Genomic DNA, 14470 nt, shown 5'->3' on the forward strand with positions numbered 1-14470 from the left:
CACCTCAAAATAGACCTCACCAAATAACCGGTAAAATCTCGCAAATAAATATTGTAAAAAGAAGAATTTAAGCAGCCAAGCAAGGGTAAAGAAGTCGACAAGAAGAAATTGGAACGACTATTTTGCTTGAAATGAAAACTTTTTATGTCATGAGACGTCTATATGTAGTGGAAATATCCCCTTGCCCATCAAGCTATTAGGTGATATGATACGCGTGCTAAACAATCTCTTTATAGATTTTTATAATTAGGCGGTGAACCATTTGAAGAGAATAGATATGCGAAAGAAGAAAAAAAAGAAAAAGCTCGGTATTATAATCAGTATTGTTGTCGTCTTGCTAGGACTAGGCCTCTACTACTGGTTCGATCAATATAATAAAGGATTGTCACTATCTGAAGATGGGACGTTGAAAGAGCAGAATGAGGACTTCGGCATTTTTGATGGACCGGAACCGCAATTCGGCGAAATCAATATTATGTTGCTCGGCTCAGATGCACGGAAAGATGAAGAAGGGCGATCCGATACACTAATGATAGCGAATTACAATCAAAATACCGAGAAGGTAAAACTTATTTCGATCATGCGTGATACGTATGTCGAGATTCCTGGTTATGGTATGCAGAAAATGAACTCTGCATACACCCTCGGCGGACCGGAGCTCGTCCGACAGACAATTAAAGAAAACTTCGGCATGGATGTTCATTACTACGCGATGGTCGACTTTAATGGGTTCCCTAAAATTGCGGATATTATCGCACCGGATGGTATTGAAGTAGACATTCCATATACCATGTCACACGGAATTTATATGACGCTGCACCCGGGAGTTCAAAGGCTGCACGGGGACCAGCTATTAGGCTATGTCCGCTTCCGGCACGATAGTCAAAATGACTTTGGCCGTGTAGCACGCCAACAGGAAGTGCTCTCAAAATTGAAGGATGAAGCTGTAAGCGTACACAGCTTAATGAATTTACCGAAGTTATTAGGGGCAGCGGATGCCTATATTGATACCAATCTTGATAAGATGACAATGCTTTCCATAGGTAAAGGTATATTGGACAATAAATCCGAAAAAATCGATACACTTCGGATTCCGGTGGACAACTCTTACCGCGATCTTGACGTCAGAGCTGGCCGAGTCTTGGATATTGATTTTGATAAAAATATTGAGGAATTAACTAAATTCCTGGAAGGCTCGACAGAAATAGTCGATACAAAAGACAGTGGCTTAAAATAAAAACAAGGTATCCCATTTTTCAGGGATACCTTGTTTTATGTTGTTCTTCTTTTCGGCAGCTCGTCTTCTCTCCTGAAAAACCCGAAAATCCCAACTGTTTGAACGATATTTGTAAAAGCCTGCGGGTCAACTTCATTAATGATCTTCTCAAGGTCATATAATTCATACCTTGTGATGACCAAATAGAGCATGCTCTTATCTTCATTGGAATAAGCGCCTTTTGCCGGAACTATTGTAATCCCACGAACCATCTTCTGATGGATTGCCCGCTGAAGCTCTTCGGCATTATGGGTGATAATCATTGCCGTCACTTTCTCATGACGGGTATGGATCATATCGATGACAGAAGTTGTTACATACAGCGCAACCATCGTATATAACGCATTCTCCGGCTCATACAATATCCCTGCAAGGACAATGATAATTCCATTTAACAATAAAAAATAAGTTCCGATTGGTTTGTCCTGCAGACGTGACAACACCATAGCAACAATATCCATTCCACCTGTAGATGCCCCAAGTTTCAGCGATATGCCTACACCGACGCCAGCAATCACTCCCCCGAAAACTGCATTCAGGATGATGTCATTGGAAAGTGAAAGAATCGGAAGGATTTCGAGGAAAATTGTAGTAAAGACAACCGAGACGATGCTGTAGATCGTAAATCCTCTGCCAACCTTGAACCATCCTAAAATAATTACAGGTATGTTGAATAGAAATAGTAGAATACCGGTGCTGATTGAAATATCGATTTGATCAACCAGGATGCTTGAAACAAGCTGAGCAGCCCCTGCGAATCCACTTGCATAGACGTTTGCATTGATCAGGAAAAAATTCAAAGAAACAGCCATCAGCAAAGAGCCGAATATGACGACTAGGATTCGTTTAAATTCAATAAAAAACATAAGTACCTCCTCATAACAGATCAGAATAGCTATTTGATTATACTTCATTTACGAAAAAAATTCCTTGAATGACCATTAAAAAAACACCAGAGAGGCTGGTGTCTATGATCTGATTAATTGTTTTTTATATTTGCTATAGAAAAATGATGTTATTCCAAATAAAACGACCAGGGAAGAAAGTCCGACCAATGCCCCTTCCAAGTCAAATCCCTTAAAGAGAGTTATTGCTGAAATACTTGCAACGGTACCTGCAAACAATGCCATTATGATAATACGAAGCATGAACTTCATCCTCTCCACTTTCTCCATGTTTGAGAATCTTTCTCAAATACATTTTACTTGAAATGAGAAGATTTATCAATTGAAAATGAAACACTATTATAAGTATGCCATAGTAACATTCTTTATGATTTTTCTGATCTGCAGTAAAAGAGTCTTGTGTTTCGTGTAGCGAAGTATATAATTCAGATTAACAGCTTGCTTAAATGAATAGAAACGTGGAGAGATTATGCGTACATATAATGAGAAAATCAGTATTTACCATGGAATGGCTTCGACCATTGCATTAAATTTTTCAAACAACTTTTTTCCGATTTTCGCTATAACCATGCTTAACGCGACCAATTACCAAGTTGGTCTTATTAGTTCGTTACCCCCACTAATGGCATTGGTCATGACGATACCTGCTGCAATTCTATTAAACCGGGCCCAACAACAGAAAAAGTTAGTGGCTATGTCCGTCCTGATGGCTCGGCTTATGTTTCTGCTAATTATAGGTATCGTATACTTGCCTTCCCCCTCGATGCATTCTTGGATTTTTTTGGCCATTATTGCATTCATGAGTTTGCCGAATACTGTTGCCAATATTGGTTGGCAAACTTTCATTAGCGGGCTTGTCGAGGAATCAATGCGTGGATCGTTTTTCAGTGATCGGAATAGATTGTTAACGATTGTAGGATTGGTTTCCACGCTTCTAATCGGGCTATTAATGAAAGATGCCTCCTCCAGCGTGATAGCCTACCAACTATTATTCGGGATAGCTTTTTGTTTCGGGATACTTGAGGTTTTCTTATTGATGAAGCATGAAGAAGAAGCAGCAAAGACGGATGGTTTGTCAGCGAAAAAGAAAACGATGGACTGGTCCATCTTCAAGTATAAGAAGTACGTGGCATTCCTGATAGCAGCTCTCTTCTTTAATTTTGCCTGGCAGATGGCTTGGGGAATTTTCAATATTTATCATGTGCGATATGTCGGTGTGACAATCTTTTGGGTGAGTATGTTCGCTGTCGGCAACATGTTGGCCCAGTTCCTGTCCTTCCCTCTATGGAAGAAATGGGCGGAAAAAAGGTCGAACACATTAGTATTTGTATGGGCTGCGATCGGAATGGCGACGACTCCGTTTCTGACGGTCCTCTCGACAAATTTGTATTATATCGCACTGGTCCAAACTTCATCAGGTTTTTTCCTGGCAGGCATTGTTTTATTATTGTTCAATTTGTTGTTGGAACAGTCCCCTGATCATGTAAGGACATATTGCATTACGACCTATAATGTTTTATTATCGATTGTCGCGTTTATAGCTCCACAAATCGGCATTTGGCTGTTGGAACAGTGGGGTGTAGAACTAGCTATGTATATTAATTCTGCGTTGCGGTTGTTTAGTGCTGGATTGTTTTTTATTGTCTATGTCAGATTTACGAAAAGTCCACAAGTAACTACTTATTAAAGAGAAAGAGCCCATTTTTTCTGGGCTCTTTTCATTATAAATTAATTCATGATGTTGGAATGACGGGTGACTGGCAGCCGTAGGAGTATGCGAGGCAATGGAATCCGTGCTTCTCTAATATCGGCCTGCTCATATGACTTGCGTCAACAGTAAGAAAGCGGTATCCCATCTCGACTGCTTTTTTAGCTCGGACTGATAAAAGTGATGAATAATATCCTTTGCTCCGATAATTAGGTAATGTTGAGCCACCCCAAAGGCTTGCGAATGAAGAATTTTTTTCAAAATACATCCATGCAGCACTGACTATTTTAGCATCATCGTATATTCCATATAGATAGAGAGAATCAGGGTCAATTTGCTTGTCTCTCCATAACCGGTCACCTAGTTCTTCATGCGATTCTTCCCAAATGATATCTAGTAACGATATGATTTCCCGGATTCCCTTCTCATCTTCAATTTCCTTTATATACGTCTGCTCATCCCAATGTGAATGTGGTTGCAAGTCTTTAATTTCCAAAACCATGAGAGTTTCCCGAGGTTCAATATTGAAGTTTTCCTCCTCGAGAATTTCCTTTAAATGCTCTGGTTTATCATAACTATACACTTTCCATTCGAATCCTACGCCAAGGCGATTAAAGTAGTTCAGCTCTTCCTGAATTACTACCCTTGCATTATCTTCATTGAGATTGGAATGAATAATGAATCCCCTATCTCCATGCATCGAGACATGTCGGACGAGATATTCGGTTTCTTCACGTTGGTAACCGGGTGATTGTAACTCCCTACGAAGCTCTTTGTCAAAAAGCAATAGCAAATCTTGTTTGTCCAAATGAATCCCACCCATCTAATATAGTAGTACTACTCTCCATACTTTACCATTCGAATCTTCATGATGGAAAGAGCTCAAGCATGGTATATAATTAATACGGTAGAGAGGGGTTATTGTATATGGCAGAACATTATTTTTATCTCAAGGCGAACTGGCCGGGTTTACGCAATGATGTCGGTACAATCGAAACGAAGAACTTGAAGACGGATGTATCCATACCAACCGAAATGGACGGGCCTGGCATCGGGACGAATCCTGATGAAATGCTGCTTGGTGCAGCTGCAACATGCTATATAATCACACTCGCCGCGATGATGGAGAGAAACGGTATAGAAAAGGATAGCCTGAAGATGGAATCAATTGGAGTTGTGGATTTCTCGAATGGAGTTGTTACGTATAAAAAGATCATACATAAGCCGGAAATTGTTTTAGCTGAAGGGATGGCTGACAAGCGGAATATTGTAGAGCGATTGGTTGAGAAAGCGGAAACTTCCTGTATGATCAGCAGGGCTTTGCAAGGAAATGTTGTAGTGACAGTGGAACCAATTATTAAATAGCAGCTACAAATAAAGTCTCTATGTCTGATTTTTGACGAGAGACTTTTTATATTTATGATGATTCACAAAAAAAGGGCGGAAAGAGACCAAAATTGGTCACTTTCCATGCCTATGCAAGTCCTATACAAACTCTCTTGGAACTTTAGTTTCCCATTTCCGATTAAAAATTTCTTCTTCGCCCTCATACGCAATCAATCGGTTCATCAAATAAAAATTCTCTTCATCTGCTGTCATAACACTCGTCGTTTCAAGGCTCGTCTGCCACTCACCCCTACCGACCGACAATGTCCAATCACATTGCACTTTCGCAGTTAGCGGCTCACCTTCCTTGACTGTATAGACATTTCTGTTTGTACTACCGTATTCAATGCCATTGTCATGCAGTTTTCTAGCACCTTCATCCGAAAAATCATCTAGCGTCCACACGTTTGAAACGACGTCATGTGAAATGACGCGTGTCCTTTCTGCCTCACGCAGAATGTCCTTTTCCAATACTGAGCCCGTCTCCGGATGTTGAAAAGGCTGAAGTTCCAGGTCAATTGCTTTCGGTTCCCTTATAGGCAACGACAAGCAAGTCTTCTCTGAAGGATAGACAGTCAATGTCGCTTCTTCAGGAGATGGCCAAGCATGCGGCCAATAAGTAGGCGATATGGCCAATTGCCAGCGATGCCCTTTCTTCAACTTGTGTCCGATTGCATTCAAATCGACAGTTACGCAGTATTTTTCCCCAGGCACTAGATGCTCTGGAAACTCATTGCTGTTCCGATGCGTAAGGTTCAACAACCCCCACGTCACTCGTGTGGATGAACCATCTGGTGCAACATCATTCAACCGGACTGATAATAAGGCATTTGGTTTGTCGGATGAAAGCTCAACAGTGAATGTCGGATGCCCTAAAATTTGCACCGGTTCTTCCACTGGTTTGGAGTCAAAGACGACTGCATAGCCATTTTCGTTCCTTTGATCACCCGGCAAGTCGCCCGGTTGGCCAAACGGACAGAATACGCCTGCATGGAGACCATGCTGTTGAACACTGGACACTTGGATTTCTTTCACTTCTTCAATTTGTGCTGTTAATTGTGATTTGCATAAATACAATCGTCTTTCCTCTAGATTGACTGGAGGCCATTGTTCTTCCGCCACCCAATGGCCCGGTCTAACAAAATAATCGGTTTGGGGCGGGACACTATCCTGCATCCATGCTCTCAGCATCGGTTCCTCCATAATGCCGGTATCGATGCCTTTCAACCAGTGATCCCACCAGCGCAGGCACTCCTGAAGGAACCCGACTTGCGGTCCAGGAACTGCCATTTCAGGATATTCATGTGCCCAGGGCCCGATTAATCCTTTGCGAGGTCCTTTCAATCCTTCCAATAACCGAGGGATCGCGTTCGTATACCCGTCCGCCCATCCACCTACAGCGTATACCGGAATATTGATGTCCTCGTAATTTTCACAAACAGAACCGTGCTTCCAATACTCATCGCGGTGCTGGTGTCTTACCCATTCCTCCACGAAAGGAGGCGTCTTTTCCAACCGTTCCAGCCAATTGTCACGCCACGCATCCCCAACAACATCTGGATCTGCCGGACGCGCGTTATAGGCAAGCATCGTGGAGGCCCACCAGAGCATATCCGAAGCAAGCATCGCACCCCCTTTGTAATGAACGTCATCTGCATAACGATCGTCCGTTGAACACAGTGTGATAATCGCCTTTAAAGACGGGTGTCTTCTTGCCGCCACTTGTAGACCATTGAATCCTCCCCATGATTTCCCGATCATGCCGATACCACCTGTAAACCATGGCTGCTCAGAAATCCAAGTGAGCACTTCCAATGCATCGTCCTGTTCCTGCTTTAAATATTCATCGTACAAAATCCCCCCGGAGTCTCCAGATCCTCGTATATCGACACGGATGCTCGCATAGCCGTGACCTGCAAAATATGGATGTCGCAGCGAATCCCTCAGTGCAGTGAAGTCATTTTTCCGGTACGGGATATATTCCAGGATCGCCGGGACAGGGTTTTTGACAGCATCTTCAGGCAGCCAAATCCGTGCAGAAAGGCGCGTGCCATCCGACATCGGAATCCATATATTGTTCAATTCCTTAATTTTCCTTGGAAAATCTGTCCGGACAACCCGATTTGATTCACGAACGTTGAAAACCATTATGAAAACCTCCTAAGTGATATCCTGTTTATACTTTTGGAAAATCCTGCTTGAGCCATCTCAAAAGAGAGACGACGAGCAGAAGATAGAAAATATAAATAGGCACTGATACAACGACTGCGGAAGTTTGAATGACCCGTAATCCGCCGATAAGAAGCAACGTAATGGATATTGTCGCTAGAATAGATCCCCAAACCATCCGATGCCATCTAGCTGGCTCCTGCCCTTCCCCCAATTCCTTCGTTGCGATGGCTGATAGGATATACGTAGCCGAGTCTAGTGAGGTTGATAGGAAAATGATGGCCAAAATTACGAAGAACGGCAAGACGATAGAACTTAATGGCAATGATTTCAAGATTGAAACGATGGCGGCTGGCCCTCCGCTTTCAACTAGAATGTCTTTGACAGGAAGGATATCTTGTAATTGCAAGTTCATCGTATAGCCACCGAATACCATGAAGTAAATCCACCCACCGATAGAACCCCAAAGCAGCATATGAGTGATCAGCTGACGGATTGTTCTTCCTTTTGAAATCCTTGCCACAAACAGTCCCATGAAAGGAGCTGTCGCTGCAAACCAAGCCCAGTAGAATACCGTCCAACCTTGCGGGAAGCCACCTTGGCTGATGGGATCGGTATAGAAACTCATCATTGCAAAATTCTGGATCATCATTCCAAAGCTGTTCGTGAAGTATGTCAATAAAAATAGTGTCGGTCCGGTAAACAAAACGAATATAGCAAGAGCCAATGCAAGATAAACGTTAATGTCGCTCAATCTCCGAATTCCTTTATGAAGCCCCAAGTAAGCGCTTGCCGAGTAAATGACCGTAATACAAATAACGATGATGGCATCAAGTGCTAGGGTTTGTTCAATACCAAAAATACTACCTACTACAGCAGACACCATTGGAACTCCTAAACCGAGCGATGTTCCTAAACCTCCGACCAAACTCCAAATGACGAGAATATCAATCACTTTGCCTATCCAGCCATCAGAATATTTACCAAGTGCACCGCTAAGAGCGACGCTCATCTTTAAAGAAGGACGTTTTTTAATGAAGTAAGAATAGGCGATGACTACCGTCGGGAATGCATATAGTGACCACGCCGATATACCCCAATGAAATAAGCCATACGTCAATGCCCATTCGGCAGCCTCTTTACTTTCAGCTTCAATCCCGAACGGAGGGCCAGTGAAATAAAAGATGGGTTCAAGCATAGACCAATACATGATGCTTGTCCCCATGCCTGCCGTGAACAGCATCGTACCCCAACTGAAAGTCGAAAACTCAGGCTTCCCCTCCCCTAATTTGATTTTTCCGTATCGGCTGAATGCCAACCAGATGAGAAGGATGAACAATCCGATTGTCAGAAACTGAAATGCCCAATCCATCTTATACGTGATGGCAGTCATCAAATCATCTAGATACGGTTCAGCTGTTGAACGATTAAGAACTAGCAAAACCGTTGCCGCAACAATGACTGCTATCGACGCCCAAAAAATAATAGGATCTATCCGTACTTTATTCATATTCCCCACCCCTATGATCTTTCTTTTACAGTGCGACCATGCAATTCCTTCTTTTGATAGCGCTTTCAGAGGTGGATACCCCTTCTGTTAATACAACTACAGTGATTAGGTAGAAACACCTCTGATAATCAGATAAAATATAATAATCATGATTATTTTTTAATATTGATTATTCTACCACAGGAAAAATGATAGAACAATTATAAAAGGCAAATTAATAATTTGTAAATATTGTATAATTAAAATATGTTTAGAGTTGAATATGATATGGGGGGACGGATTAATGAGTATGGACAATAAGAAAATCCAAATGAGCAGAATGTGGAAATATTTTATCGATGCGACAGTGGATATTATAAATGAGGATGGCATCAATCAAGTGACGATCCGGAAAGTTGCAGACCGTGCTGGGTACAACAGTGCGACGATGTACAATTATTTTGGGGAAGTTTCACATCTAATCTTCTTTGCATCGATGAAGCTGTTGAAAAATTACACCGAGGAAGTCACGGAAAGCATGAAGAAAGGACAAACATCACTGGAAAAATATCTGCTTGCTTGGGAATGCTTCTGTAGGTATTCCTTCCAGCAGCCTGCCATCTTCCATGCGGTGTTCATTATGGATTTAGGTGACAACCCGGAAAGAATGATTGAACGTTATTATGAGATGTACCCTTCTGATTTGATTAATATACCAGATGGATTGAAACCGATTTTGTTTGAACGGAGCACGACCAAAAGAGGAAGATCGCTTTTACAATTGGTAGCAAGAGATGGGCTGATCGACGAGTGTCAGGTGGATTCGCTTAATGAAATGACTAATCTTCTATGGCAAGGGATGATGACAAATATATTGAATAACCGACTGGATTATAGTTTGAAAGAAGCGGAACAAAAAACTTTGGAATACATTAATGAAATGGTAGAAAATGCTTTGACTAAAAAGATCCAAAACTAAAAAAACCGATGAACGAATCCATCGGTTTTTCGTATTATACGTTCTGCCACTTTTGAATGAAAAAAGAAGCCGTGCTTTGAAGCTTAGGATAACGTTTCGACTTTTTTAATGCGAAATACAATGTTTTCATGAATTGCAGAATATTTGTTCTTGCGTGGTAAAAAGATTGGAAGTAACCTTTTTTCGGTGTTTTTCTATCCAATTTATCAAAAACTTGTTCCATCCACTCAATTAGGATTTCTTCAGGATAATCACTTTTTGCCAATGACATAATGATGGCAACTAAACGTTCATCCTCATCATCGACATAGACGCCGCCTTTCCAAAAACAAGAAGCGACGCCTTCCAGAATGATGGGAATCAGTCTTTTTTCCACTAAAGAATGACTTGCAATCATCGCGGCTAAATCCGCGCCATGAGCGATGCTATGCGCCCATCCTTTGCCTTCAACAAATCCGCGAGTATCTCGCTCTTGTAATAGATAGGTTGCACTTTTCTCCAACGCTTTACTTCTTAGCTCGGAATCCATGAAAGGATGTTCTTGATCCAACCAAAACAATCCGGTAAGCCAAAGCGTTGAAAATGAGCGGATAAACACATCATCCGAGCCCTTTTCATCAATTGATGCGAATAAATATCGGTCTGTGATTAATTCCTTGAGGGCATGGGTCAATTGAATTGTTTCCAATTGTTGTTCCGAAATCAATTTGACAAAAAGTCTATAAATAAGTTCATCGCGTAGCACGCTATCCGGGGACCCAAGGTTTGATAGCATGTATGAAAAAAGTTCATTTCCATGCAGCTTCATATAGTTTTGACACTGCATATCATCCATTTCCAACACCATTTTCATCTGTTGTTTCATGAGAGACCTCTTTTCCGTGGCTTCATTCATCAAATTCGGATTCCAACCTCTTCTTGAATTCTTCAGCGGCACTATACCCTTGCTGTTGTAAATACCAATTATTCGCTGCCGCCTCGATCAAGCCGGCCACGTCTCTTCCTGGCTGCAATTGAATTTGGATATGCGGAATCGGTACGTCCATATATGACTTGAATTTCGTATCTAATTCAAGTTCATTGTTCAATGCATTATCCTTCCATTCAGTCAATTCTATATCGAGCGCAATTCGGCTCTCTTCCTGAAAAGCTGCACGTCCATAAAGCCTGACGACATTGAGAAGCCCAATGCTTCGCAACGCAAGGAATTCCTTGTTCTTTTCGTCATGTGTTCCCAGAAGCGTTTGCGGACTCAGTTTTTTTAACACGACGATATCGTCTGCAATCAATCGATGTCCCCTGCCAATCAATGTATGTGCCGTTTCACTCTTCCCTACCCCAGACTTGCCACGGAGAAGTATTCCGATCCCGGCTACATTGACGCACACCCCATGGACCGCAATTTCAGGAGCCATTTCTTTAGTGACGTAAGCATCCAGCTTCGCGCTCATTTCGCTCGTCGAGTCAGGCGTCCTCAAGACAGGTATATGCTCTTCTGTGCAATATTGCCTCAATCCTAGCGGCTCTGCCTGATTGGAAGTAATGATGATGCACGGCGGATCGTATTGGACAATATTTGCGATTCGATGCTTGCATTCACTATCAGTGAGCGTATGTAAATAATTGATTTCATTCTTTCCAAGAATTTGGACATGCTCTGTTGCAATAAAATCAAATTTATCCATGAATTCCAAGCCCGGTCTTCTGACTTTGGTCTTTTTCAGGACTTTATCTAGCATATGGTGTCCAACAAGAACTTCCAATGAGAATCGCTTTACGATATGTTTGACCGTCACAGTTTTCATATCCAAGCTCACCTCCAGTTTCAAATCGGTATGGTTATTTGTTTCATTTCGTTTAGTATAACATGTTGGACTGCTAATGCATTCCCAAACCGTATCTCAATTCATCCATTATCATTTTTCACTTTCGGGAAAGACTACCTGTTAAAGGAGATGAATGAATGGCACGTAACAACAATCGTATTTTCTTCCCCGAGGCACGTAAACAAATGGATCAACTTAAAGCAGATGTTATGAAAGCAAAGGGATATACCGTAGATAATGAACAACCAGATTCGGTTAAATATGAAGTCGCAAAGGAACTGGGTATTCCCCTTTCGAAAGAGTACAATGGAAAACTGACATCGGAACAAGCGGGAAAAATCGGTGGACCAATCGGTGGAAATATGGTCAAGGAAATGGTCCGATTAGCTCAAGAACAACTAGCAAAGGATAAAATCTGAAAATAAAAAAATAATTTATAAAAGATGTTTATCACATAGTTGTGAGGGGTATTAGTAGAGTACAAGGCAGAACGAAAGTGGAGGAGATCGATTGTCGATTCCACGGAGATTTGCACAGCCTTGGCGGAAAATTTGCTTTACTGGCAAGTGGAACACTCGTCCGGGGATAGTTATTATTGCTCCGGCCACTTTGGTACGGTAAGAGGTAGGTTTTTTGTGGAAGTGCAACATGAGGCTGACACTCAATTGGGTCGATGAAATGAAGGCCAGACTTAGGAAAGTCAGAGGTCAGTATGATCAGACTGCACTGACGGGCGTTTAAGGTTTGTCAGGAAGAACAGTTTGAAGCAAGTGAACAAACAATCAAATTTTCCGGTGCGGAAAGAAGAGCATGGTCCGAAGTTTGGATCATGCTCTTTTTATTCGTTTATGGAGCTTTTTTGCAGGTTTACGCTTTTTCAGCTTATTTATTTTTTCATGAAATACCTACGTCCAACATTTTCCACTATTCTCGGTGTGAGTGCGTACATTTTGCTTGTAATCCCCATGATACCGGGCAGGTTAATTTCACGGACGGGTTTTGCGATGGTTTGGACGACCGCATCTGCAACAGTGCCGACTTTCAAAAGATGCTTGCCGAGCGATGAACGATAGTTTCCTGTTCTGTCTGCACCATCTATGAACGGCGTGTCGATCGGACCCGGATGTATGACAGAAACATTGATGCCGAATGGCGCGACTTCCATGCGCAGCGCGTTTGTATATCCGATCAAGGCATGCTTGGATGCTGCATATACAGAAGCCTTTGGCGTCGCTACTTTTCCGGCTTGCGAACCAATGTAAATGAGATGCCCTTCCTGTTGTTCCATCATCTGAGGAAGGACGCGCTTCGTCAGTTCAACAGGAGCAATGAAATTAGTATCCATCATTGAGCGGATCGCTTCGTCAGAGAGTAGATGCGCTGCTTCAAAATGTCCTACTCCAGCTGAAAAAATGACGATGTCCAATGGGCCGGTCTGTCCCAATAGGCTTTGCATCTCATCTTTATTTGTAATATCAGCAGGAATTGCAATTGCCCCTTCGTTCTGCAACTCCCAAAGTTTGTCCGGAGCCCTTCCAGTTACAAAAACGGTGTATCGGTCGGTATTTGACAATAGCCGCATTGCAGTTGCATACCCGACACCGCTCGTTGCCCCAGTTATTAAAACTGTCTTACGTTTGTTCATAATACAAAATACCGCCTTCGCCAACTATTTCATGCACAAGTCCTTTAGATACTAGATAATCCGTTTGCCCGATTGTTTCGGATAAGGTTAGTCCGAGTTCCTTTTCATAGACAGTCGGGAATAATCGTTGAGTCAGCTCATAGATTGTCTTGCTTCCGTCATCAAACATTGCGTGTACTTTCATAGCTCGTTCATACTGTTTCTGAAGTCTTGACTCTATTAGAGGATGAACATTTCGAACTTCATTTCCATGACCGCCGTAAACGATGCCGATTGGCAGTTCTAAAAGACGTGTCAATGAAGCATTGTATTGCAATAATGATTTCGGACGATCCGCTTCACGGTTTGCAGGAGGTTCGATCAAAGGATTGGACGATACTTTTTCTAGAACAAGGTCTCCCCCAATCATCTCACCCGTCTTTTCATTGAAGAGTACAATATGGCTTTGAGCATGTCCAAGTGTTTCCATAACAGTCCAGCCCGGATGCCCTGACCACTCGTCGCCTTCCCCAATTGTCCGATCCAGTGTCCTGTCCCCCATCAACCGTATTGGCCGCTTCATCTTTTCCACCCAATTGAAATAGCTTTCTGGTACTCCTTCTTCTTTTAGGCATTGCAAATAAAAACGGTCATGGTATTCCATGAATGACTGATCCCTTCTCAGCCAAAGGTCGTTATACGGATGACCGATCAACTCTGCCTTTTCGAAAGCATCCATCCAACCGGCATGATCCGGGTGATGATGCGTCAAAATGACTTGCTCTATATCATTGAATGTATAACCGATTTCGTTAAGACCGCGTTTTAGAGCCTCATAAGCTTCGGGTGTTTTAGGGCCTGCGTCGACTAGCGATAAGGCATCCCCTTTAACGACGAATGCATTGACATCGCCAACAGCGAACGGCGTCGGAATTTCGATTTTATGTATCATATAGGTAAACTCCTTCAAGTTCCATCCGTTTTTATAGTAATGAATGGTTATTCAGTCTATTGTACCTCTTTTCCAAAGTCTCGTCACTCTTGATAAAACCACTTTCTTGAAACCTTTAATCACATAATCCGTAGTATACTATAATAACGATAACTT

Annotated in this window: 14 protein-coding genes; 5 read left to right on the forward strand and 9 right to left on the reverse strand. The window is 42.2% G+C overall.

What is annotated here, in order from left to right:
* Window positions 1-277: 277 nt before the first annotated feature.
* Window positions 278-1237, forward strand: a complete 960-nt coding sequence (locus tag OC538_RS03345; RefSeq protein ID WP_251695270.1) for an LCP family protein — start codon at window positions 278-280, stop codon at window positions 1235-1237.
* Between the two features lie 35 nt (window positions 1238-1272).
* On the opposite strand, the gene OC538_RS03350 is transcribed toward OC538_RS03345, so the two are convergent.
* The gene (locus OC538_RS03350; RefSeq protein WP_251694481.1) at window positions 1273-2142 is read right to left on the reverse strand and encodes a YitT family protein; all 870 of its coding nucleotides are present in this window, start codon (window positions 2140-2142) and stop codon (window positions 1273-1275) included.
* A 102-nt stretch (window positions 2143-2244) separates the two neighbouring features.
* Window positions 2245-2451 carry a hypothetical protein gene (locus OC538_RS03355; protein WP_251694480.1) on the reverse strand — a complete coding sequence of 69 codons (207 nt, stop codon included), beginning with the start codon at window positions 2449-2451 and terminating at the stop codon, window positions 2245-2247.
* A gap of 199 nt (window positions 2452-2650) precedes the next feature.
* Between OC538_RS03355 and OC538_RS03360 the strand changes: the two genes are divergently transcribed.
* On the forward strand, window positions 2651-3868 hold the full coding sequence (locus tag OC538_RS03360; protein WP_251694479.1) for an MFS transporter: 1218 nt from the start codon (window positions 2651-2653) through the stop codon (window positions 3866-3868).
* Window positions 3869-3914: 46 nt separating this feature from the next.
* Here the strand turns inward: OC538_RS03360 and OC538_RS03365 are convergent, their stop codons facing one another.
* On the reverse strand, window positions 3915-4697 hold the full coding sequence (locus OC538_RS03365) for a GNAT family N-acetyltransferase (protein WP_251694478.1): 783 nt from the start codon (window positions 4695-4697) through the stop codon (window positions 3915-3917).
* A 119-nt stretch (window positions 4698-4816) separates the two neighbouring features.
* Here OC538_RS03365 and OC538_RS03370 point away from each other — a divergent pair, with 119 nt between their 5' ends.
* Window positions 4817-5254 carry an OsmC family protein gene (locus OC538_RS03370; RefSeq protein ID WP_251694477.1) on the forward strand — a complete coding sequence of 146 codons (438 nt, stop codon included), beginning with the start codon at window positions 4817-4819 and terminating at the stop codon, window positions 5252-5254.
* Between the two features lie 120 nt (window positions 5255-5374).
* Here the strand turns inward: OC538_RS03370 and OC538_RS03375 are convergent, their stop codons facing one another.
* Both OC538_RS03375 and OC538_RS03380 read right to left on the reverse strand, forming a co-directional pair.
* On the reverse strand, window positions 5375-7423 hold the full coding sequence (locus tag OC538_RS03375; RefSeq protein WP_251694476.1) for a CocE/NonD family hydrolase: 2049 nt from the start codon (window positions 7421-7423) through the stop codon (window positions 5375-5377).
* A 28-nt stretch (window positions 7424-7451) separates the two neighbouring features.
* Complete coding sequence (locus OC538_RS03380) at window positions 7452-8954, reverse strand: BCCT family transporter (RefSeq protein WP_251694475.1); 1503 nt, start codon at window positions 8952-8954, stop codon at window positions 7452-7454.
* Between the two features lie 283 nt (window positions 8955-9237).
* Between OC538_RS03380 and OC538_RS03385 the strand changes: the two genes are divergently transcribed.
* Window positions 9238-9912, forward strand: coding sequence for a TetR/AcrR family transcriptional regulator (locus tag OC538_RS03385; protein ID WP_316044269.1), 675 nt, complete (start codon window positions 9238-9240; stop codon window positions 9910-9912).
* 34 nt (window positions 9913-9946) lie between these two features.
* Here the strand turns inward: OC538_RS03385 and OC538_RS03390 are convergent, their stop codons facing one another.
* Together OC538_RS03390 and hprK are read right to left on the reverse strand one after the other, a co-directional pair.
* Window positions 9947-10777, reverse strand: coding sequence for a DUF2785 domain-containing protein (locus OC538_RS03390; protein ID WP_262173302.1), 831 nt, complete (start codon window positions 10775-10777; stop codon window positions 9947-9949).
* A 22-nt stretch (window positions 10778-10799) separates the two neighbouring features.
* Entirely contained in the window at window positions 10800-11717 is a 918-nt protein-coding gene (gene hprK / locus OC538_RS03395) for an HPr(Ser) kinase/phosphatase (protein WP_251695268.1), read from the reverse strand.
* Window positions 11718-11875: 158 nt separating this feature from the next.
* Between hprK and OC538_RS03400 the strand changes: the two genes are divergently transcribed.
* Window positions 11876-12157: an alpha/beta-type small acid-soluble spore protein gene (locus OC538_RS03400; RefSeq protein ID WP_251694473.1), complete on the forward strand. Its 282-nt coding sequence runs from the start codon at window positions 11876-11878 to the stop codon at window positions 12155-12157.
* A gap of 467 nt (window positions 12158-12624) precedes the next feature.
* Here the strand turns inward: OC538_RS03400 and OC538_RS03405 are convergent, their stop codons facing one another.
* Window positions 12625-13383 carry an SDR family NAD(P)-dependent oxidoreductase gene (locus tag OC538_RS03405; RefSeq protein WP_262173303.1) on the reverse strand — a complete coding sequence of 253 codons (759 nt, stop codon included), beginning with the start codon at window positions 13381-13383 and terminating at the stop codon, window positions 12625-12627.
* Complete coding sequence (locus OC538_RS03410) at window positions 13370-14314, reverse strand: MBL fold metallo-hydrolase (protein WP_251694471.1); 945 nt, start codon at window positions 14312-14314, stop codon at window positions 13370-13372. Before OC538_RS03410 ends, OC538_RS03405 begins: the two co-directional genes overlap by 14 nt.
* Window positions 14315-14470 lie beyond the last annotated feature (156 nt).

The organism is Saccharococcus sp. Marseille-Q5394, from assembly GCF_946901335.1.
Classification (GTDB): domain Bacteria; phylum Bacillota; class Bacilli; order Bacillales_A; family Planococcaceae; genus Sporosarcina; species Sporosarcina luteola_C.